The sequence below is a fragment of the Clostridium sp. 1001283B150225_161107_B6 genome, from assembly GCF_015556325.1.
Classification (GTDB): domain Bacteria; phylum Bacillota; class Clostridia; order Lachnospirales; family Lachnospiraceae; genus Enterocloster.
In genome coordinates this window covers 151,543-173,552 of sequence record NZ_JADNMD010000011.1, presented here as the reverse complement: position 1 = coordinate 173,552, position 22,010 = coordinate 151,543, and the positions used below count along the sequence as shown (strand labels likewise).

At 50.4% G+C, this 22,010-nt stretch carries 17 protein-coding genes; 4 read left to right on the top strand and 13 right to left on the bottom strand.

Annotation, left to right across the window (positions count from 1 at the left end):
• Positions 1–97: 97 nt before the first annotated feature.
• Genes I2H39_RS21865 through I2H39_RS21835 form a run of 7 tightly spaced genes read right to left on the bottom strand, consistent with a single transcriptional unit; the run spans position 98 to position 6,295 of the window.
• Positions 98–340 (bottom strand): hypothetical protein, encoded by a 243-nt coding sequence (locus tag I2H39_RS21865; protein ID WP_227147044.1) that lies wholly within the window; start codon positions 338–340, stop codon positions 98–100.
• Positions 337–1,638 carry a glycine reductase complex selenoprotein B gene (grdB, locus tag I2H39_RS21860; protein ID WP_138309217.1) on the bottom strand — a complete coding sequence of 434 codons (1,302 nt, stop codon included), beginning with the start codon at positions 1,636–1,638 and terminating at the stop codon, positions 337–339. Before grdB ends, I2H39_RS21865 begins: the two co-directional genes overlap by 4 nt.
• Before the next feature lie 12 nt (positions 1,639–1,650).
• Positions 1,651–2,937, bottom strand: a complete 1,287-nt coding sequence (locus tag I2H39_RS21855; protein ID WP_195627525.1) for a glycine/sarcosine/betaine reductase component B subunit — start codon at positions 2,935–2,937, stop codon at positions 1,651–1,653.
• Between the two features lie 21 nt (positions 2,938–2,958).
• A complete protein-coding gene (locus tag I2H39_RS21850; protein WP_138309215.1) occupies positions 2,959–3,354 on the bottom strand; it encodes a GrdX family protein in 396 nt (131 codons plus the stop codon).
• 26 nt (positions 3,355–3,380) lie between these two features.
• Positions 3,381–4,427, bottom strand: a complete 1,047-nt coding sequence (gene dctP / locus I2H39_RS21845) for a TRAP transporter substrate-binding protein DctP (RefSeq protein WP_138309214.1) — start codon at positions 4,425–4,427, stop codon at positions 3,381–3,383.
• Between the two features lie 36 nt (positions 4,428–4,463).
• Positions 4,464–5,774: a TRAP transporter large permease gene (locus tag I2H39_RS21840; protein ID WP_195627524.1), complete on the bottom strand. Its 1,311-nt coding sequence runs from the start codon at positions 5,772–5,774 to the stop codon at positions 4,464–4,466.
• Entirely contained in the window at positions 5,771–6,295 is a 525-nt protein-coding gene (locus I2H39_RS21835) for a TRAP transporter small permease subunit (RefSeq protein WP_138309212.1), read from the bottom strand. The genes I2H39_RS21840 and I2H39_RS21835 overlap by 4 nt, the downstream gene beginning before the upstream one ends.
• 343 nt (positions 6,296–6,638) lie before the next feature.
• Between I2H39_RS21835 and argH the strand changes: the two genes are divergently transcribed.
• Entirely contained in the window at positions 6,639–8,384 is a 1,746-nt protein-coding gene (argH, locus tag I2H39_RS21830) for an argininosuccinate lyase (RefSeq protein ID WP_138309211.1), read from the top strand.
• Positions 8,385–8,643: 259 nt separating this feature from the next.
• On the opposite strand, the gene I2H39_RS21825 is transcribed toward argH, so the two are convergent.
• From I2H39_RS21825 to nuoE, 4 genes are all read right to left on the bottom strand, one after another.
• Entirely contained in the window at positions 8,644–9,015 is a 372-nt protein-coding gene (locus I2H39_RS21825; RefSeq protein WP_195627523.1) for a hypothetical protein, read from the bottom strand.
• A gap of 589 nt (positions 9,016–9,604) precedes the next feature.
• The gene (locus I2H39_RS21820) at positions 9,605–11,398 is read right to left on the bottom strand and encodes an NADH-dependent [FeFe] hydrogenase, group A6 (protein ID WP_195627522.1); all 1,794 of its coding nucleotides are present in this window, start codon (positions 11,396–11,398) and stop codon (positions 9,605–9,607) included.
• Between the two features lie 10 nt (positions 11,399–11,408).
• Positions 11,409–14,510 carry an NADH-ubiquinone oxidoreductase-F iron-sulfur binding region domain-containing protein gene (locus I2H39_RS21815; protein WP_138309208.1) on the bottom strand — a complete coding sequence of 1,034 codons (3,102 nt, stop codon included), beginning with the start codon at positions 14,508–14,510 and terminating at the stop codon, positions 11,409–11,411.
• Positions 14,510–15,025: an NADH-quinone oxidoreductase subunit NuoE gene (gene nuoE / locus I2H39_RS21810; protein WP_138309207.1), complete on the bottom strand. Its 516-nt coding sequence runs from the start codon at positions 15,023–15,025 to the stop codon at positions 14,510–14,512. Before nuoE ends, I2H39_RS21815 begins: the two co-directional genes overlap by 1 nt.
• Positions 15,026–15,683: 658 nt before the next feature.
• Here nuoE and I2H39_RS21805 point away from each other — a divergent pair.
• Positions 15,684–17,279, top strand: coding sequence for an SPFH domain-containing protein (locus I2H39_RS21805; protein ID WP_195627521.1), 1,596 nt, complete (start codon positions 15,684–15,686; stop codon positions 17,277–17,279).
• A gap of 124 nt (positions 17,280–17,403) precedes the next feature.
• Here the strand turns inward: I2H39_RS21805 and I2H39_RS21800 are convergent, their stop codons facing one another.
• Entirely contained in the window at positions 17,404–19,899 is a 2,496-nt protein-coding gene (locus I2H39_RS21800) for a HAMP domain-containing sensor histidine kinase (RefSeq protein ID WP_195627520.1), read from the bottom strand.
• Positions 19,871–20,581: a response regulator transcription factor gene (locus tag I2H39_RS21795; RefSeq protein ID WP_138309204.1), complete on the bottom strand. Its 711-nt coding sequence runs from the start codon at positions 20,579–20,581 to the stop codon at positions 19,871–19,873. The genes I2H39_RS21800 and I2H39_RS21795 overlap by 29 nt, the downstream gene beginning before the upstream one ends.
• A 273-nt stretch (positions 20,582–20,854) precedes the next feature.
• Between I2H39_RS21795 and I2H39_RS21790 the strand changes: the two genes are divergently transcribed.
• Entirely contained in the window at positions 20,855–21,628 is a 774-nt protein-coding gene (locus I2H39_RS21790; RefSeq protein ID WP_138309203.1) for an SDR family oxidoreductase, read from the top strand.
• Between the two features lie 20 nt (positions 21,629–21,648).
• A complete protein-coding gene (locus I2H39_RS21785; protein WP_138309202.1) occupies positions 21,649–21,987 on the top strand; it encodes a hypothetical protein in 339 nt (112 codons plus the stop codon).
• Positions 21,988–22,010 lie beyond the last annotated feature (23 nt).

Sequence of the window (22,010 nt, the reverse complement as noted above, 5' to 3'; positions counted from 1 at the left end):
TTCCGCTGCACAAAGGAAAAACCAACCAGGCGGAAATGAAAGAAGCGGATGCACAGGTTACGCCTGCATCCGCTTCCGTCTGAATATCTGATTCATATTATAGTTTCTTATCCTGTTTTTGCTGTTCCTTCTCCCGGCGTTTTCTCATCCTGTAATGCTCCCAGGGTTTAAAGACACGGTCCAGGGCCAGGCATATGACGCCGGCCGTCAGCAGCAAATATATCCATATATTCCGAAAACCGTGTTCCGCCAGTCTCCATACGATAAAGATACATAAAAATGCCAGAGGAAAAAGGCAGCGCCTCAGCGCCTCATTTTTCAGCCAATTCTTCATCATCATTCAAATACAGTCTGGTCTTCAATGTCCGTGGACAATGCTTCCAGCGCCTTTTTCACAATGCGCCTTCTTACCTGGAGCTCCTCCTCCTTTGGAAGGCCCGGATTTCCCACAGGATAGGGAATCCCCACTGCCGGTATGATTCGGTTGGCTCCTACTGCCATGGAAATAGGTACAATGGAACAGATATGTACAACCGGAATTCCAAAACTCTCTATTGTCTTAGCCATCGTTGCGCCGCAACGGGTACAGGTCCCTCAGTTGGATGTGAGGATAGCCGCCTGCACTCCGCTTTGCATCATATCCTGGGCAATCTCCTCAGCAAACCTCTTTGCGCTGCTCACTGCAGTGGTGTTGCCCACCGTACTGTAGTACCGTCCGTACAGCTCCCCGATTTCCCCTTCCCGTTCCATTTCCCTGCACACATCCAGGGGAAGTACACGGTTCGGGTCCTCTGTTGCGTATACGGGGTCGTATCCCCCATGGACTGTCATGAACCCCTGGCTGGTCAGACGGTCCAGATTCTCTATGTCGTAGACGCCGTATATACTGGCATTGGCCGACGGGATATGGTCCGGATTCCCCTGAGGCACAATGCCGCCGGATGTAATCAATGCTATTTTGGCATGAGCTATGTCCTTTACAGCGGGAGCCGGCTTTACACGGTCAAATACAGGCATGGGAAGCTCTGTGACATACGGTTCTCCCCGCAGCTTCTTTATCATCATGTCCACTGCACGTTCTGCGCCGTTCTTTTCCGTGTGCACATTCACGCGGAATCCCTGGGCAATATATCCCTCTTCCTCCGGGAATCCAATCTCTTCCCCTTCAAGCAGTTTTTCCGCCAGCTTACCCATAACAGGCAGGGCCTGACGCATACCCGCGGCAGAGATGGCTGTCTCCACAATATATATCTTATTGCGGAACATTTCGGCTCCCGGATTCTCCGGATACAATGCCGTCAGGACCGGGATGGAAAACTGCCTCTTAACCGCATCGCAGATGGTTGCACAGGCCAGTCCGTAGCGTCCTGCATTGAACCCCGGACCAGCAATGAACATATCCGGCGCCAGCTCCTTTGTCATGGATAATATTTTATCCAGCGCCTCCTCCTGGTGGTCTGCAAAATAGTTATCTCCGCAGATTACAGTGGCCACAATCCGGGCCTTTTCCCCCAGGACAGCCTGCAGACCTGTTCCGGGTCCCACAATGCCCTCCCGCAGGATTGGCTCCTGGTCGGCAAACTCCTCCCCGCCAATCTGACCGTAAAACTGATTCAGATAATGTACAATTCTCTTCATATGGTTTCTCCTCTACCGCAAACGTGTTGTCATATGCTCATACCCCATTTCACAGCATGAGCCCATGATTGCCGCAATCTCCACGGAAACAGTCCCGTCCTCGCCTATACTGTCCACATTTCCCCCTGTGATGATGCGGACCGTCTCTATGTCTCCAATCACCTTCTCCATCTTCGGAAGGACCACAAACTGGTTGCCGTTTCCATTGGTTACCACTGCATCTGCCTCCGGGGTTACATCCGCCAGTCCCTGGGATGCCCCGTCGCGCCCGCAGTACTCATCCGTAACCAGTACAGTCTTGATTCCCTTTTTTTCATGGAGCCTGCAGTTAAACATCAAATCCGTCTCCGGATTTCCTCCGCCTTCCTCGCTGACAATCACACCGTCCACGCCCAACAGTTCAGACAGGCTGCTGGTATAATATGCCGCCCGTTTCTTTTCCTTCAGCATGGCGCTTTCATTGCTCAGAAGGACGCCCACAAAGCACAGCTCCTTCCCATGCCTGCGCAGCAAATCCAGAATAATGGGATTGTTCTCATGGTGAATGGTGGCATTCTTATGTCCGGGCGCCGCACAGTTTCCGCTGATAATAGCTCCGTCCAGCACCTCCAGGGGGCCAATCATGGTGGAAAGGATTCCCTTCACATTGAGGCCATATACATATGTATCGTGCATCAATCCCTGGCACTGAACCATGTCCACATATACCACCTTTGGCAAATCAGGGTATTTGCGCCCCATCTCCAGGATGCTTTCATGTTCAAACACTTCCCTCTCATCCGGCTCCAGGCCCAGAGTAGTTTTAGCCATATACGCAGCGGTCTTAAGGCCTGCGATGCGGACCGTGGCTTCGTGGGTGTGCTTATCCAGCCCTTCAACCGGGAAAATCAGGGGAACCAGGATGTTCATGTTTGAAAAACTGTTAAACTCCGCCCCAGGACCCGACATATCGATAATGCCTTCCTGAAAGGCCACGATTTTCCCGGATGTGGCGACCGCACAGTCCTCCAGCACATTTGTCTCACCATTTCCAACTGTTTCCACATCCCCCACAAATCCCGGAAATACCTGCCCTGTGCCACTCTGCTTGTAACGCGGCTGGACCACATCCTTAATGGGCACGATTCTCACAGACTCCCCCGGCCTTGCTATGTCAAAATCCACGCTGTGGATATTGGTATCTTCCATGAGATACTCAGCCAATTCTGCTTTATTTATGTATAAGACACCATGGCAAAAGCTGCTGGCCTCTGCAAATTGAATGTCCTGTACATGAAATTTATTCAGTGTCAGTTTCATTATGTTTCCTCCAATATCAGTTTATTTACCCATTTCCTCCACTTCCAGCGCCCGCTCAATAATGGATAAATCAATGCACTGAAAGTCTTCCAGGGCTGCCTTCCCCCATTTCCTGTAAATAGGCACTTCCCTCAGCCTGTATAAATCCTCTGCATAGCGGATGGCCTTCTCAATCAGGGTCACTGATTCCAAATCCACTGTCCCTGCTGTCCCTGACAGCAGTACTGTCTTATAAGGCGTGATATCCGGCCGGATGCTTCCTGTCAGCGGATGCGTGAGAAGGCGGTACCCGCATGTTACCTTCTGAAAAACCACTCTGAACAGTTCCAAAACATCTGTTTCATAATACTCCAGGTCAGTAAAGCCGCGGTCTATCAGCATTGGATTATTGGTAATACACCGGAATGGGTGACCCATGTCTGGTTCCTCCTTGCAAAATGATTTTATTTAGCCTGCGCCTTCAGATTCTTCACTAATTCCACGGCGTCTTCCCCGTATAATTCAGTAAGCTCAGGCCATACAGACTCCCAGCATTTGTTGTAGAAATTCTGAAGCTCGTCATCCGTAAACTCTATGATTTTGATTCCGTAGTCTTCCAGCTTTTTTTCATACTCAGCTGTTTCCTTGGGCGCTACCTCCCACCGGTCGTCTTCCAGTTTATTGGCTGCTGTCTGCAGGGCATTCTGCTGTTCTGCTGTCATCTCATTCCATTTGTCCAGATTGATATACAGGTACCATACCTCAAAATGGTCATTATACGGCAGATAATAGGTTGCCACATCGCGGTAGCTGCTGTAATATCCTTCGGCTCCCGAACCAATCATTCCGTCAATGACGCCGGTCTGCAGGGCGGTAAAGCAGTCGTTAAGAGCCATGGGCGTTGCATTGTAGCCCAGCATGTTTGTCACCAGCTCCGCGCCCTTCATGGTCTGGCAGCGGACCTTATATCCTTCCCTGATATCCAGGTTCGCCGGTTCCTTCGGCTCCTCATTCAGGATGGCGCCGCCAAAGTACAGAGGATAAACCGACAGCAGTTTAATGTTCTGGTCTTCCAGATGTTTTCTGATGGTTTCCGTAAACTCACTGTCACGGCTGAAAATTGCCTTTGCTTCATCCCAGGTAGCGCAGATATAAGGTGCGCTTGTGATTCCCAGGTATTTATCCACAGTGGAGCTGAGGGTGGCCATCTGCATTTCCACATCACCCACGCTTACCAGTTCCTGAACCGCCGTATAATCTCCCAGCTGCGCGGCCGGATATACCACCACCTCCAGGGAATCGTCGCCCGCCTTCACGTTATCGGCAAATTCCTTGGCGTTGATATCAGCCGGTGACCCCTCTGCCCGGTAATGGCTGAGTTTCAGCGAAAATGACTTTTTCTCAGCGGTCTTGCCTGCGCTTTCCGCTTTGCCGGAACCGCCGCATGCCGTCATGCCTAATACCATTGCTGCAACAATTGCTATCGAAAGTCCTCTTTTTAAATTTTTCATAGTGTTCTCCTTTTCTAATGGTAAGAAACCAATCTCTTATACAGCAAAACCAGCCATTCTCGGAATAGCGAGGGCCAAATCCGGCCAATAGGTGACAAGAAATACGATGGGAACATAGCCAAGCACCAAAAACGTCATGGTGGGTTTCAGAATCTCATGGAATTCCGCTTTGCCTATCCTCATTCCCAGATAAAGAATACTGGCATACGGCGGGGTAACTCCGCCCATGGCAAGATTCACGCCCATGATGGAGGCAAAATGGATGGGGCTGATTCCCAGCTGATTCATAACAGGCATAAGCAGGGGTGCGCATATCAGAACGCCTGTGGTGTCATTGACTATCATCCCCACGATGAACAGGAAGATATCAATGATGAACAGCAGTATATATTTATTGGTGGTGATGCTCATCAGAAGCTCCAGCACCAGCTCCGGCACACGGTAAACCGTAAACACGCGGCTCAGCATCAGACAGCATACAATCATAACCATGATGGAACCAACCGTGCTGGTGGCCTCCTTTGTCATTGCCAGGAAGCCCTTAAAGGTACAGGCCCTGTATACCCACAATCCGATGGGGATGGAATAGATGGCTGCTATGGCAGCCGCCTCGGTGGGTGTAAACACGCCCCCGTAGATTCCGCCCAGTATGATGAGGGGCATGATAAGGGCCGGCACAGCCTTGAAGGTCATCTTCCCGGCATTTGATGCAAATTCCCCAAAGGGTTTCTTTTCCGTGACTTTTAAATCAAATTTACGGCTCCAGAATACATGGATGATGCAAAACAATGCAGTGATAATCAGTCCCGGACCAAGCGTGGATAAAAAGCAGGCCAGAATCGAGCATTCCGTCACCCATCCAAACATAATCATGACCACACTGGGAGGAATCAGAAGTCCCAGAACAGAAGATACGGTTACCAGCGCCGTTGCATACCCTCTGGGATAGCCCTGCTCTTCCATCTTTGGAATCATAATAGGGCCTGTGGCCGCCACCCCCGTAAATCCGCTTCCCGATATGGCGCCCATGATGGCGCACACAAGAACAGCCACCACGCCCAGACCGGATTTAATGTGGCCCACAAATGCATCCACACAGTCCAATAACCGCTTTGCAATTCCGCTGCCCCCCATGTAGGTTCCTGCCAGAATAAACAAGGGACTGGCCAGGAGAACGGTTCCCGTGGACTGGGAAAATACCCAAATCAGCATGGTCTTCATGGATACATCGCCAAAAAGGCTCAGGAACAGCAGCGCTCCGGCAAAGCAGACCGGAAGCGGAATACTCATCATCAGAAGAAAAACCAGCAGTATTACGTCCATCAAAATAACTGATAGGGAAGTCATACGTTTTCACCTCCTTCCTTTGCCTCATCCTTGTTTTTTATTTGACGAATCAAGGCCCGGTAGGCCAGATATACATCCCTTGCCGCATAAATGAACATCAGTACAAAACCAATGGTAAGCGCTATGTTTGCAAAAAACAGAGGAGCGTATGTAATGTCAGCTAACTTCCAGGTCTTAAGGGAATAGGAAAAGAAATAAAAACCCCAGTAACAAATCCAGGCAAGAATAATGATACACAGTGTACGTTTGATTGCATCAAAAATCAGTTTCGAGCGCTCCTTCTTAATGTAAAGGGTCAGGATTCCACACTCAATATGGCTTTTTTCATAGGATGCATTGGCACCGCCCAGCATATAAAGCCATATAATAGGAAATAACATCAATTCCTCGATGCCCATCAGCGACGATTTCAGTACATACCGCGCAAATACCTCGTAGCCAATCATGACTAATAACATGAGAGCAGCCACTATCGATGCGCCATACTGCACTTGGATAAGTGTTTTTCCCAGCTTCTTCATACATTTCCTCCTCTTATAGTTTTTTTGAATGATATGAATACATCTCATTTACGATACCTATATTCTATATGATATGTCTAATATTGTCAACTATATAACAATACTTTTTTGATTATTTGTCATGTTATACCGATAATTGCCGGATTATCCCCCTCCCATTTTTATTTTTAACAGCAATTTCCAGTTAATTATTTTTCTTTTAGCATTATGTAATATATATCTTTTTAGATATCTTTAAGATGATACATGCAGTCCATAGGTCTGGTATTGCTTGAAACACGCTCAAAACAATGATATAATATTGAACAGTTCAGATTATGACCTATGAAGGGAGGTTATCCTCTTGTCCAATACCTCTTTTAATCAAAAAGGAGTTTCTCTTTACTATCAGGTAGAGACTTATATCCGGACAAAAATCGAATCAGGTGAGTGGCCTTCTGGATTTAAGCTTCCCACAGAGACAGAGTTATGCCAATTTTTCGGGGTTAGCCGCACCACCATACGCCAGGCAGTGAACAAGATGGTAGAAGGCGGTCTTTTAGTGCGCAAACAGGGTTCCGGCACCTATGTCACTCAGCCCGCTTATTCCAGAAACAGGCTCTCCACGCAGCCCAGTGATTCAGTGTGCAAATACATCTATATGCCCATTCTCCAGGATGATATGGAGCATTCATACCAGAACCTTCTGCTGACCCATATCAGCCATATCCTGATGCTGTGCGAGCAAAAGCTGATATCCCAGGAGGACGGAAAAAAGGCCCTGGATTTCATTGTTCCCCTGATGGACATGCATCCGCAGACCATTGGCTTTAATCCCCTTAACGAGGATTATTTTTTAAACTTTGAACAATATTTAATTTCCCATCTGGGAATAGACCTGGCAGGAAAAATATATACAGGCAGAAGCCGCAATGATATGACTCCCACAGTGATGCGGATGGGTATCCGGGACAGCATGCTGGCGGTTTATGAACGGCTGCTGGCGCTGATACGCCGTCTGCTGGCTCTCGCCGAAGAAAACCAGGGCCGCATCATCACCGGATACACCCACTGCATGCCGGCCCAGCCCATTACCCTGGACCATTATTTCCTGGCCATTGCAGAGGCGCTGGTGCGGGATATGGACAGGCTGCTGTCCGCCTATCAGAACCTGAACCGTTCCCCCCTTGGCGCCTGCGCCATGGCCGGTACGTCCTTTCCCATCAACCGGGAATACACGGCCCAGCTTTTGGGATTTGACGGTATCATAACCAACACGCTGGATGCAGTTGCAACCAGGGATTATCTCTTGGAGCTTGCGGCTGATTTTTCCACCATGGGTTCCACCCTGTCCCGGTTTGCCCAGGATTTGTATCTCTGGTCCACAGCGGAATTTAATTATGTAAGTTTTTCCGATGCTTACTCATGCTGCAGCAGCATCATGCCGCAGAAGAAGAATCCGCTGTCAATCGAGCATATAAAGAGTAAATCCTCCCACCTTACCAGCACTTATCTGGATATTGCAATGTGCCTGAAGGGAACCAGCTACGGCCATTGCCGGGACCTTTTTGAATGTATGCCTCCATTTTGGGATGCCGTGGAACAGGTAACCGGAATACTGGAATTGTCCATCGGCACGCTGCAGGACATCACCTTTCACTATGACCGCATGGAGTTCATGGCGAGCATAAATGATTCCATATTGACGGATATGGCAGATTTTCTGGTGCAGAAGGACCGCATTCCGTTCCGCAGCGCCCACAACATCATTGCTTCAGCCGTCAGGGCCCAGGGAGATAATCCCAGCAGCAAAATCACCCTTAAGCAGCTCAACAAAAGCAGTAAACAGCATTTAGGCCATGACACCACGCTGACCGAGTCGGAATGGGCTTCCCTGCAGTCGCCCCGCAGCTCCGTGGCAAACAAACGCAGCGAAGGCTCTCCTGCCCAAAGCTCCTGCCGGAAAATGCTGCTATCCCTGCGCATGGCTGCCGACCGCTGCAATGAACAGTACAATAAAATCATCAATTCCCTGCAGTTGGCAGAGCAATTCCGGAAAGAACAGATTGATGTGCTGAAGAACGGGACACATTTTGGGCAAAGTCAGTGACAGAATCCCTTTCAGGCCGCTTTGACAAATCTTATATGTGCAGAAACCTATCGCGGCGGAAGAGACATTGTTTTGTGATACTTTAGACATCTTATCCCTCAAAAAAAGGCAGTCCGCAAAAGTATACTTTTACGGACTCACCTTTTTCCATACTAGACAATAGTTTTCATTCGCATATTATGTGAACGCCAGCGCACAAGTCAATCATGTCACCGACCCAAAGACTCATAAAGCTTTCTTCTTGCCATTTTTCATGTTCTTATCTTTCTTTTTTGAATAATATAAAAGCCATATAAATATGACACCCAATTAGCAAAAGATTGGTATATTGAAAATTTTGATTATGTAAAAATCCCAAAGGTGTAAATCTGTAAATCAGTAACAGTACAATAATATTAAAAACAACAACCGTTAGAGAGAGCCTGTCTCGGTACTTTAAGCTAATTCTTATTATCTCTGAAATTAAAATTCCGCATATTAAATACATGATAAAATTAATTATCTTAAGCTGAAATAGTATACCAAAGGTTTTTTTGCTCAATTCCTTTATTGCATAATCCCTTACTATCAGAATAGACAGAACCGCAAACGGAATCACCATCTGTTTAAAAATAATAATCTTTCTGTTCATATCTTCCACCTGCTCGATTCCCTTTTTCTCTCTGTCCGAAAATTACTGCTGCTTGTCCGCTGATTTCTCAGGCCCTCTGTTCCCAGGCTTCTTTCTCCCATACAGCCTCCTGTTACGGCAAACCATACAGGAACCTGCCTCCATTATACTTAATCCCACCTTGGCAGACAAGGGCGCATTGCCTGATATTTCTTATTCCTGTTTCGTTTCTTCACTTGATTCATTGGATTTCTTGCCCGATATTGTGGGCAGATTTTTACGTAGACACTTAAAATTTGATTTTTATAGAATTCTGTTATCTCAGAACGTTCATTTATTTAATCACATTGGATTATGGCGCAATCCCTCATATATATTGCGCCATGACGCCTGGTTTTTTTAATATAACACACCGGGAACTTCATTGCAAGATACATCCGAAAAGACAGGGGCCGGGAACCGAATCCTGTCTGGCTTCCCGGCCGCAAATCCTCCTTTATCTGACATCCTGATTTATTATCTGCTGATTTTTACCCATACTGAACATCCAGGATTAAAAACCCCAAAAAAACACCTGAAATCCCAATCAGCCTTCCTGCCCTTTATCCCGCTAAACCAGCTGGTTATATTTCCCTCTCTTCACATAATGGGTATGCAGCAGATGATGGGATAAATATCCATTCGGCTCTCCCAGATACTCGCTGTAAAGCTTCATTAAATCCGGGTTTTCATGGGATTTGCGCAGTACCTTGCGCTCATCCTCGCTGTAGAGTGCTTTCGAACGTTTTTCGCGGTAATTTTCCTCTGTGCATCTGGGCTGTCCGCCGCCGTTGATACAGCCGCCCGGGCATCCCATTACCTCTATGAAATGATAGGGCGAAGTGCCTGCCGCCACCTCGTCCATGAGCATGGAAGCGCCTTCCAGTCCGCTGGTGACCGCTACATTCACAGTCACTCCCTTCAAATGTTCATATGCAGGAAGGGTATCCTCAATTGTGATGGAAGCTGTTTTTACCTGCTCCAGGCCCACGATAGGCGTCACATGCAGCTTGTCAAAGGGAAGCTCCTTCCCGGTCACCACCTCGTACACCGTGCGCAGGGCTGCCTCCATAACGCCTCCTGTTACGCCAAAGATATCAGCTGCGCCTGTTCCCAGTCCCAGAGGTGCGTCAAACTCACCTTCCGGAAGGTTTACAAAATCAATGCCAGCTGTCTTAATCATCCGGGCCAGCTCCCTGGTGGTCAGCACTGCGTCCACATCCCGATGGCCGTCCACTTCCATTTCCGGACGCTGTATCTCATACTTTTTGGCCGTACAGGGCATAACCGATACAACAAACATGTTTTCCGGAGCAGTGCCTGTGCGCTCTGCATAGAAGGATTTCACCACGGCACCCAGCATGGTATGGGGGCTCTTACAGGTGGACAGGTGGTCTAACTCCTCCGGGAACTGATGCTCGATATGCTTAATCCAGCCAGGGGAACAGCTGGTAATCATAGGGAGCACGGCTTTCTCCTTCTGTGATTCATCCCCTTTCAGGGCTGCATTGAGCCGTCCCAGAAGCTCCGTCCCCTCCTCCAATATGGTAAGGTCGGCGGAAAACAGGGTATCGAACACATCGTCAAAGCCAATTTCGTGAAGGGCCGTGGCCATTTTCCCGGTGACAGGGGTTCCTACCGGCAGGCCGAATTCCTCGCCCAGGGCAGCCCTCACTGCCGGGGCCACCTGGACCACCACCCGCTTCTCAGGGTCAGCCAATGCGCGCCACACCGGCGCAAGGCCGTCTGTCTCCTTCAGGGCCCCGGTTGGACAGACCACGGTACACTGGCCGCACATGGCGCAGGCCGTAGAGTTAAGAGGCAGCCCCATAGCCGGACTTACCACGGTATCAAATCCGCGGTTCTGGGCCTGAATCGCTCCCACCTTCTGAATCTGGCTGCACACAGTGACGCACCTGCGGCAGAGAATACATTTGCTGGTATCCCTTGTGATGGACGGTGAAATATCCACCAGCGGCTTGGTCATGGCTCCCTCAAACCGGCTCTCGCCCACGCCCAGCTCATAGCCCAGCTCCTGAAGCTCGCAGTTGGTGTTCCTGCTGCAGTTCAGACAATCCTTGGGATGGTTGGACAGCAGCAGTTCATAGAGCACCTTCCTGGCTGCCAGCACCTTGGGGGAGTGTGTCCTTATGACTATTCCCTCCCTTACCTTAGCCATACAGGAGGCCTGAAGATTCTTCATGCCCTCCACCTCCACAACGCAGATACGGCAGGAGCCGTACTGATGCACATTCTTCATATGGCACAGACTGGGAATCCTGATTCCCACTGTCTCAGCCGCTTCCATGATGGTGGAGCCCTCTGAAACCTCCACCGGTTTTCCGTTTATCGTTATATGTATCATAATCTACCTCCTATCTCCTGTCACAATGCAGGCATCTGAGAGCCTCGCCCATGGCATCCAGCTTGTGGAATCCGCAGTTTACTTCCCTGAAATTGTCCCTGCGCTCATCCACGGACAGACACCTGGTCGGGAAGCGCTTATGAGGTTCATTGACCTCGATATCTGCTATCTCAGGTATGTCAAACCACTCGCCCATATTCAGTTCGCCCCTGCCTCCAAGGTACTGGTCTATCTTCACAGCAGCCCTCTTGCCGTCTGCAATGGCATGAATTACAACGTTGGCGCCCCATGGGCTTACATCGCCGCCTGCAAATACGCCTGACTCTCCTGTCTCAGAGGTAAACCTGCCAATATCCAGCTTGCCGTTCTTGGCAGCCTCCACATGGGTTGTGCGGTAAACCTGATGGTCCACATCCTGGTTGATGGCTGTAACAATGCCGTCGCACTCCAGGAAGAAGTCGGAATCCGGAATATGGGCCGTGCGCCTGCGCCCGTCGCTTCCGTAGTCGGTCTCCTTCCTGCGTACCAGGTGAATTCCTGTCACCTTTCCTTCCGCGCCCAGGAATTCCACCGGCGATGCCATGGCTATGAGCTTCACGCCCTCTTCCCTGGCCTCAATTATTTCATCCTTTCCCGCAGGCATCTCCCTCTCAGACCTGCGGTAAATCACAGTCACTTCGGAGGTTCCCAGACGTACAGCGGTTCTGGCCACATCCATGGCCGTGCTGCCGCCGCCGATTACAACCAGCTTATTGGGTACGGACATATCCTTCTTAAGGCCGATGCGCTTTAAGAACCCAAGTCCGCTTTCCACGCCCTTAAGGTCCTCACCCGGTACATCAAGCAGCCTTGAAACCTGGGTTCCGGAGGCAATGTACACTGCATCCGATTGCTTCTTCATATCCTCAAAGGTAATGTCGGAACCTATCCTGGTATTCAGATGAATCTGCACGCCGCTCCTCTCTATGGCGTGAATCTCCTTCTGCAACACAGCCTTGGGCAGGCGGTATTCCGGAATGCCCCAGTACAGAACGCCGCCGGCCACGGACTCCGCCTCATACACATGAACCTCATGGCCCATATTAGCCAGATAGTAAGCGCAGGTAAGGCCCGACGGACCTGCCCCGATAACGGATATGTGTTTGCCGGTAGCGGGTCTGGGTTCAACCAGAGGCACATTGTACTCATCCCGCAGCGCATAGTCGCCGATGAAGCGCTTCACGGAGCAGATAGCCAAAGGCTCATCCACCTGGGCGCGCCGGCAATGGTCCTCGCAGGGATGGGTACAGACGCGTCCGCACACTGCCGGGAACGGATTATCCTGGCGAATCAGGCGGTACGCATCCTCGGTTCTGCCTGCCGCCAGCAGGGACATATATCCGGGTATGAACACATTGGCAGGACATGCATTGCGGCAGGGGGCGGTCTGAAGCTCGGCACAGACGCCTGCGCTGCAGTGCTTCTCATAGATATGCGCCTCATACTCGCTGCGGAAATATTTGAGGGTAGACAGGACCGGATTGGGCGCGGTCTGCCCCAGGCCGCACATGGCTGTCTGCTGGATGGTTCTGGCCAGTTCCTCCAGAAGCTCCAGGTCCTCAGGCTGTCCCTTGCCCTCGGTGATGCGCTCCAGTATTTCCAGCATTCTTCTGGTACCGTTGCGGCAGGGCAGGCATTTACCGCAGGATTCATCACAGATGAAATCCATGAAATACCGCGCCGTATCCACCATACAGGTGTCCTCATTCATGACAATAAGTCCGCCGGAACCCATGATGGCTCCCAGACTTGACAGGGATTCATAATCCACAGGCGTGTTCAGATGGGCCTTGGTCAGACATCCGCCGGAGGGGCCGCCTGACTGGATGGCCTTAAATTTCTTGCCGCCAATGATTCCGCCGCCAATCTTGTATATGATATCCCCCAGAACCGTTCCCATGGGAACTTCGATAATGCCTGCATTGACAATATCTCCTGCCAGGGCAAATACCTTTGTGCCGGCGCTCTTCTTAGTGCCGAATCCCCGGTACCACCCGGACCCGTTCAGGATAATAGGAGCTGCATTTGCCAGGGTTTCCACATTATTGATGATGGTGGGGCTTTCAAATAACCCCTTTTCAAATGGGAACGGGGGCTTCTGCCTTGGCTCGCCCCTCTTTCCCTCAATGGAAGCCAGAAGGGATGTCTCCTCGCCGCAGACAAAAGCACCTGCACCGATGCGGATTTCCAGGTCAAAGGAAAAGCCGCTTCCCATGATGTCTTCTCCCAGGATTCCCGCTTTCCTGGCCTGGTCAATGGCATTGCCCAGACGCTCTACAGCGATGGGATACTCTGCCCTTACATACACATACCCCCTGGATGCTCCTATGGCGTAGCCTCCCAGCATCATTCCCTCGATAATGCTGTGGGGGTCGCCCTCCAGGATGCTTCTGTCCATAAATGCGCCCGGGTCCCCTTCGTCCGCATTACAGACCATGAATTTGCGTCCGTCCTCAGACACAGCCTTTAATCCTGCTTCCCATTTCACTCCGGTGGGGAATCCGGCGCCTCCGCGCCCTCTCAGGCCCGATGCCTTTATTTCCTCCACCACCTGGGCCGGCGTCATTTCCGACAGGGCCCTTGCCAGGGCGCCGTATCCGTCCCTGGATATGTAAGCTTCCAGGGAAGCGTACTCCATATGGCCGCAGTTTCTGAGCGCCACCCTGACCTGGCCCTTGAAGAAGGGAATATCCTCCATCCTTGGTACATGGACTCCCTCCTCCTCGTCAAAATAAGTGTATTCCTCGCACACCTCATCCTTCAGAAGGTGTCTGGCCACCACATCCTCTGCTTTTTCCGGATTCATTTTTGTGTAAAAAATCCCCTCCGGCTCAATCAGGATAACAGGTCCCATGGCACATGTACCCATACACCCGGTAACCATAACCTTAACTTCATCATCCAGCTTATATGTACTCACTGATTTTATGAGCGCATCCCTTACTTCCCCGCAGTTGGAGGATATGCATCCTGCTCCGCCGCACACCAGCACCTGACGCCGGTAGGACTTCTGCCGTCTCAGATATTCTTCTTTTATGTTTAATAAATCTTCACGGTTTTTCACTGCATCCATTACTCCTGCCCCTCCTCTTCATAGTAGCGTTCCAGAATCTGTTCCAGTTTGTCAGGATTCACCTGCTTGTAAACCTGGTCATCGATTGACATGGCCGGAGCCAGGCCGCAGGCCCCGATGCATCTGGCCACCTCAAACGTGAATTTCCTGTCAGCCGTTGTCCCGCCAATCTCCACCTCCAGCAGTTCCTTTAACCGCTCCACGATTTTCTTGCCGCCCCTTACATAGCAGGCTGTCCCCAGACAGACACGTATGGTGTGTTCTCCCCTGGGCTGGGTAGAGAAAAATGAATAAAATGTTACCACCCCCGATACCTCTGCCAGACTGATTTCCAGCGCATCCGCTATGACCTTCTGTACCTCCAGAGGCAGATAACCGTATATTCCCTGCGCCATATGAAGGACCTGTATCAGACTTCCCTCTTTCCCCCTGTATTCCGCCGCCAACTCGCCAATCCGCTTTAACAGCGCTTCTTCACTGTGGTCACAGCAGCATGCATGTGTGTTTTCACCCATCACTTCATTCCTCCTTGTTATGAGCACTTACCGCCCGTTATCCGGCGCTTGTGTGCAATACATGCCACTGGCACGAAAACGGCCGTCCCTTGACCGCTTTGCGCAGTGGCTCACCTCTAAAAAGCGTTGCGCTGCTGGCCGGGCAGACAGCTGCAGTCTGTCTGTCGGCTCCCTCACCGCAGGTTTCCTCCTTTGTCTTCGGAGGATTGTATTGTGAAAAATTATACAAAGTTAAGGCGGGAGCAACCTTACCGGTTACTCCCGCCAAAAAGACCCTGTATAACTTTTACTGACTTTTTTAAATCATCTCGCTTGCGGTATCGCAAATGACCGCGTCCATCTCCAATTCTCATACTGCACCCCCTGCCTGTATACACCTAAAAATTAATATGCCTAAATTTTTTTGTATATTCTAACTTTTTTTGTATTTTTTCCATAATATCACAAGGGGATTGTACTTGTCAATATACAATTTAATTTTTAACAAACTCGAAAACCGCCTAACACTTGTTAATACCATCTTTATGTATCAGAAAATTTATTAATAATATCCTACGAATTCTGTCGATTTTCGGAATCACTATTCCTTAATTTTCCAGCATATGATACAATAATACCTAGCAAAATAAAATATTTTTACATGCAGAAAGGAGTCCTTATGTTTGATTTAGACTTTATTCTCACCTCTCTGGGATTCATTCTCCCGGTCATCCTGGTTCTCATCATCATCACCCAGGGCTATGTAAAGGCGCCGCCGGACCACGCCTACATCATCTCCGGCCTGCGCAAGCAGCCAAGGGTTCTCATAGGCCGGGCCGGCATCAAGATTCCCTTTTTTGAGCAGCTGGATAAACTGTATCTGGGGCAGATAACAGTGGATATCAAGACCGATGAATACATCCCCACCAACGATTTCATCAATGTCATGGTGGATGCTGTTGCCAAGATAAGGGTTGCTGATGATGACGAACGGATGAAGCTGGCCATGAGGAACTTCCTGAACAAGGAGCCGGCAAACATTGCCGCAGACCTGCAGGATTCCCTCCAGGGCAACATGCGTGAGATTATCGGCACCCTTACACTCAGGGCCATTAACACGGACCGCGATTCCTTCTCTGACCAGGTCATGATTAAGGCCTCCAAGGATATGGAGAAGCTGGGTATCGACATCCTTTCCTGCAACATCCAGAATGTGACGGATGAACACGGACTCATCCAGGACCTTGGTATGGATAACACCTCCAAAATCCGCAAGGATGCATCCATCGCAAAGGCGGAGGCGGAACGTGACATCGCCATTGCCCAGGCAGCGGCTGACAATGCGGCCAACGACGCAAGGGTGGCTGCGGAAACAGAGATTGCCCAGAAAAACAACGAGCTGGCCATCAAGAAGGCTGAACTTCAAAAGGCGTCCGACACCAAGAAAGCCGAGGCTGACGCTGCCTACGAAATCCAGAAACAGGAGCAGCAGAAAACCATCCAGACCGCCACGGTCAATGCACAGATTGCCAGGGCTGAACGTGAAGCTGAGCTGCGCAAACAGGAAGTACTGGTGCAGCAGCAGGCCCTGGAAGCCGAAGTCAACAAAAAGGCAGATGCAGACCGATATGCCATTGAGCAGGCAGCGGCCGCCGGCCTGACCAGGCGCCAGCGCGAGGCAGAAGCCAAGAAGTATGAGCAGGAGCAGGAAGCACTGGCTAAGAAGGCCCAGGCAGATGCAGAGCAGTATGAGCGTGAAAAGGACGCCGAGGCGCAGAAAGCCATTGCCGAAGCCCAGAAGTATTCCATGGTCCAGGAGGCGGAAGGTATCCGGGCCAAGGGCGAAGCCGAGGCTGCAGCCATCCGCGCCAAGGCCCTGGCCGAGGCGGAAGGTATGGAGAAAAAGGCCGAGGCTTACCAGAAGTATAATAAGGCGGCCATGGCTGAAATGATGATTCAGGTACTTCCTGACATTGCCGGAAAGATTGCGGAACCTCTGTCACAGATTGACAAGATTACCATCATCGGCGGCAGCGGCCATGATTCGGATAACGGGGTGGGAGCCATTGCCGGAAATGTTCCGGTTGTCATGGCAAAACTTTTTGAATCCATGAAGGAAACCACAGGCGTGGACCTGGCCGAAATCATGAAGGCAGATACATACGATGCCAAGGTCAACCGGAATGTGAATCTGACCGGCGCACCGGATATCATACTTGGAAGCGGACAGAATACCGCTAAGCCTAATCCAGATACGGATAATATCCAGCCATAAATTTAAAGAACCGGATAACAGTTGTTTTACAATAACATAACAGCATAACAGAAACACCTCAGAGGCCGGCCCGCAATATCCGCGGGAACCTGTGAGGTGTTTCTCTTTTCCTGATTATTAAATATTACATGCTACTTTCCTTACTTTCTTCCTCACCGTCCTCCTTACTGCCATCCCCGCTGTCTTTTGCCTCCTTACCGCCCCATACGACGCCTTCCGCGTCAAATGCAGCTGCGGGTATGTTGAGGCCATTGTCCGGCTCATCTGTTTCCTCTGCCTGGTGTGCTGACGCAGGCTCCTGTCCGGCCCTGTCCGGTTCCTCCGTCTTCCACCGGATGGATACGCGGAACAAATCATCCTCCACTTCCAGCTTCATGGCGCCGCCCTGGACCTCCACAAAGCTTCTGGCAATGGCAAGACCCAGTCCTGAACCCTCTGTATTGCGGGAAACATCCCCGCGTACAAACCGCTCCGTCAGCTCCTCCGGGGATACCTCCAGTTCCCTGGCCGAGATATTGCGCATGGTTATCAGCACATGGCCGTCCTCTTCCTTAAGGACCTGGATATAAGCCCGGGTGCCCGGCATTCCGTACTTTGTTATATTCACCAGCAGGTTTTCAAATATCCGGTAGGTCTTCTGGCTGTCCAGATGAATGAGAATCCTCTCCTCCGGCAGATTGTAGCGGAATTCAATCCCGCTTGCCTCTATCTTATCCGCCAGCTCCAGCCGCACCTGCTTTAAGAGGCTTACAATATCCACATCCTCCAGATGAAGGCTCACCGTACCGCTGCTGGCCTTGCTGACCTCAAACAAATCCTCTATAAGCACCTTCAGGCGCATGGATTTCTGGTCCAGTACCTGGATATAGGTCCTTCTCTCCTCCTCCGTCACATGCTCCTGCTTCAGCAGGTTCACATATGTGATAATTGCTGTCAGGGGCGTCTTTAAGTCGTGGGACACATTGGTAATCAGCTCTGATTTGGTCCTCTCACTTTTCACCTCCTGTGCCACTGCCTTCTTAAAGCCTTCCTGAATCCGGCTCAGCTGTTCCTTGAAGGGATTAAAGATTCCCAGGTCCTCCTGAATCTCCACATCCAGGTTTCCCTCTGCCATCTCATTGATGCCTCCCAGGAGCCTGTTATATTTTTCCTGCATCTGTCCCCAGTACTTCTGCAGCAGGAAGAACAGCACCAGAGAGTAAATCACCAGGGCTCCGATTCCCCAGAACCACAGACAGGAAATGATGGTCAGTATGACAAAATTTGCAAGGATTGCCTTGCCTATAATCCTGGTGGAACGGCGCTCCCAGTCAGTCTCGTTAAAGACATTGAGGGCATTCAGCACCCAGCGCTTGATGAAGCGCAGGAAGCGTCCCAGCCATGTGCGCTCTTTAAAATACCGCCAGGGACCCAGGGAAAAGATTGCCCTGTAACAGGTGATTCCCCAGTAAAACATTCCATAAGCAGCCATCCAGAAAGCCAGGTTGATGACAACTACCATCACGTCGGCTGACCAGGGCAGGAATTCAGCTCTTAAAAGTTCACTCTTTAAACTGCCGTCCATGGTGGAGGCAATCAGCGTCATGGGTATGCTTCCCTCGCCCATGATGCTCAGCCATGCCACTCCGATACAGCTCAGCGGTTCAAATGAAAGTCTGCACAGCGGGCTCCTGCCTATTTCAAACCGCTTCACAGCCGGCAGGGCCAGGGCCAGCACGGTGAGAAATCCCATTACAGACGCCCCTATGGCAAAATAACCGTCGCTGTAGCGGTAATCCCTGAGGGTAAGCTGCTGCGCTGCGCTTTCATCCCTGGCATCCGTATAACCGAACATCTGGGACGGACTGCACCGGAACACCACTGTCATGTCCCTTGGTCCCTCAAATTCCACGCCGCTGTAGCGGTAATTCTCATCCAGCCTTACCTCCAGCGGGTCATAGAATTCAAACCGGGTCAGCGACTCCTTGAGACGCGTGATATCCTTGTCGTGTTTTCCCTCTATATCCTGAATTTTCAGTATGCCGCTGGAATTAAAGTTTACGGTGAACTGAATCACATCATCCTTTACCGGCTCTGCAAAAAAAGCCTTTGGGTCCGTCACATTGCTGCGTCCGTAGGTTCCGTCCTGTTCCAGGACACCGTAGGACAGACTGGAATAAAACTGCCTGTAAAGGCTTTCCCACTCGCTTCCCGCATTGTCAATCACCTGCTGCATGGACTGGTAATAGTAAACGTCATAGGGATTCCCATTGTCGTACACTATGACGTGTTCCGCGTCCTCCCCATCCTCCTGCTGTACTGTCATCTGGCCCTCGGATTCCTTCTGGCGGAGTTTCTCCTCCAGCCCGGGCAGGAATGTCTGGGCATAGGTCAGGCGCCGCCCTGTGTCCTCCTGCATTTTCTGATGCCAGATTTCATAGCTGAAATTCATGACCTGGGTCGCCAGGTTGCCGAAATTACTGCTCTCCTCAACCTGCTTGACGGAACTCCTGTTGTGGTAGCTTTCCGCCCTTGTCTTCATATAGGGGTATAACCCTATGGTACTGGCTGATGCCAAAAGCAGAGCCAATATAATAATTAATACTCCCAGCCTATGGCTGTTTTTCAATTTTGTATCCAACTCCCCACACCACCTTTACATATTTGGGCTCCCTGGGATTCATTTCAATCTTTTCCCTCAGGTTACGGATATGCACCATGACCGTATCCGTATTCACCGCCCTCTCATTCCATACCCGTTCGTAAATTTCCTCAGCCGGAAATACACGCCCCGGGTTCTGTATCAACAAAAGAAGGATTTTGAACTCAATGGGAGTTACCTTGACCGGTTTGTCATCCACAGTCACCTCCACCGTCTCTTCGTTGACCTCCAGTCCGCCCAGCCTGTGGACCTTTGGATTCTCGGCCTGCTTTGCGTTCAGACGGTCCAGGAACCGGTGGTAACGCCGCAGCTGTGAATTAACCCTGGCCAGAAGCTCCATTGGGGTAAAGGGCTTTGTGATATAATCGTCTGCCCCCATATTCAGGCCCAGTATCTTATCCACTTCTTCCGACTTGGCTGACAGGAAAATAACAGGAAAGTCATATTTTTCACGGAGTTTTGCCGTCATGGTAATACCGTCCATACGCGGCATCATCACATCCACGATGGCTAGGTCAACTTCTCTTTCCTCCAGCACCCTAAGGCCCTCCGCTCCGTCTGACGCCTGGAATACGACGTATCCCTGGCTCTTTAAAAATATTTCCACGCCTTCCCTTATCTCTTTGTCATCCTCTACCAGTAAAATCCGGTCCCCGCTCATGTTCATTTCCTCCTTACGCTATTTATCCTAACAATTAAAACAAAAATTAACCTTCATAAAAAACAAAAGAATATCTAAAGTCTTATTGTAGCATTCCTAAACACATTGTTCAACGGGTGATTGCCTCGTCATATACTCCCCAAAATTGTGCGATATTGTTATTTATTTATTTAAATTGACAAAGCAATTTACCCATGATATGGTTGTAGTAAATTTTTACTTGTAATTATTAATATTTGACAAATTATTTTCAATCAAAAGGGAGGAATTACATTGAGTACATACGTGATTACAGGCGGCACCACAGGCATCGGAGCCGCTACCCGCAAGCTGCTCCTGGACCAGGGCCATGAAGTGTTTAACATTGATTTTAAGGGAGGCGACTATCTGGCGGACCTGTCCACTCCCCAGGGGCGGCGTGGCGCCATTGACGAAGTATTCCGCCGCTATCCAGACGGCATTGACGTACTGATATGCAATGCCGGCGTGGGGCCCACAGCTCCGCCCCAGATGATATTTGCACTGAATTTCTTTGCCAGTGTCAAGATTGCAGAGGCGCTGCGTCCCCTGTTAAAGAAAAAGAAAGGCAACTGTGTGGTTACCTCCTCCAACTCCATTACCAACATGACCGTGCGCATGGACTGGGTGGATATGCTGTCCAATGTCATGGATGAAGAACGTATTCTGGAATTTGTAAAGGACATTCCCCGCACCCAGGCCGCATCCTGTTACAGCTCCTCCAAGCACGCTCTGGCGCGGTGGGTGCGCCGTGTTTCTCCTTCCTGGGCAGTGGACGGACTGCGCATTAATTCCGTGGCGCCGGGCAATACCACGACGCCCATGACCCAGAACATGACCGATGCCCAGATGGAATCCGCGCTCCTGATTCCCATTCCCACCCGATACGGACGCAAGGAATTCCTTGATGCGGAGGAAATTGCCAACGGAATCACGTTTCTGGCATCGCCCATGGCCAGCGGCATCAACGGAGTCATACTGTTTGTGGACGGCGGCATTGACGCGCTGCTGCGGTCCGAACGTTTTTAGACTGAATGGAGGAAATGGATATGACAATTCTGGAAAACTATATTGACTGTATGCAGAGAGGGGACGAGGCCGCCCTGGCGGATTTGTTCAACGAATACGGAGTGCTCCATGACTCATCCCTGATTAAAGCAGGGATGGACACCCTTCACCTGGAGGGCAGAATGGCGGTGGAAATGATGTTCCACCACAAGTTCGGCTTTAACGGAGGACCCTTTCCCATCCACAGCGTGAAATATGTGGACAGCAATACGGTATGGTATTTCATTACCTACAACGAGCATGTGGTTCCCGTAACCGCCTTTCTGTCCCAGGCGGACGAAGACGGCAGGATTCTGCGGCTGAATATTTATCCGCTGTAAACAAACCAACCGGAGCCGGAAGA

Excerpts from the sequence above, each read along its gene's own strand:
- I2H39_RS21865 (WP_227147044.1), bottom strand. The coding sequence starts at position 340 with ATGATGATGAAGAATTGGCTGAAAAATGAGGCGCTGAGGCGCTGCCTT.
- I2H39_RS21855 (WP_195627525.1), bottom strand. The coding sequence starts at position 2,937 with ATGAAACTGACACTGAATAAATTTCATGTACAGGACATTCAATTTGCA.
- I2H39_RS21850 (WP_138309215.1), bottom strand. The coding sequence starts at position 3,354 with ATGGGTCACCCATTCCGGTGTATTACCAATAATCCAATGCTGATAGAC.
- dctP (WP_138309214.1), bottom strand. The coding sequence starts at position 4,427 with ATGAAAAATTTAAAAAGAGGACTTTCGATAGCAATTGTTGCAGCAATG.
- I2H39_RS21840 (WP_195627524.1), bottom strand. The coding sequence starts at position 5,774 with ATGACTTCCCTATCAGTTATTTTGATGGACGTAATACTGCTGGTTTTT.
- I2H39_RS21835 (WP_138309212.1), bottom strand. The coding sequence starts at position 6,295 with ATGAAGAAGCTGGGAAAAACACTTATCCAAGTGCAGTATGGCGCATCG.
- I2H39_RS21825 (WP_195627523.1), bottom strand. The coding sequence starts at position 9,015 with ATGAACAGAAAGATTATTATTTTTAAACAGATGGTGATTCCGTTTGCG.
- I2H39_RS21820 (WP_195627522.1), bottom strand. The coding sequence starts at position 11,398 with ATGATACATATAACGATAAACGGAAAACCGGTGGAGGTTTCAGAGGGC.
- I2H39_RS21815 (WP_138309208.1), bottom strand. The coding sequence starts at position 14,510 with ATGGATGCAGTGAAAAACCGTGAAGATTTATTAAACATAAAAGAAGAA.
- nuoE (WP_138309207.1), bottom strand. The coding sequence starts at position 15,025 with ATGGGTGAAAACACACATGCATGCTGCTGTGACCACAGTGAAGAAGCG.
- I2H39_RS21805 (WP_195627521.1), top strand. The coding sequence starts at position 15,684 with ATGTTTGATTTAGACTTTATTCTCACCTCTCTGGGATTCATTCTCCCG.
- I2H39_RS21795 (WP_138309204.1), bottom strand. The coding sequence starts at position 20,581 with ATGAGCGGGGACCGGATTTTACTGGTAGAGGATGACAAAGAGATAAGG.
- I2H39_RS21785 (WP_138309202.1), top strand. The coding sequence starts at position 21,649 with ATGACAATTCTGGAAAACTATATTGACTGTATGCAGAGAGGGGACGAG.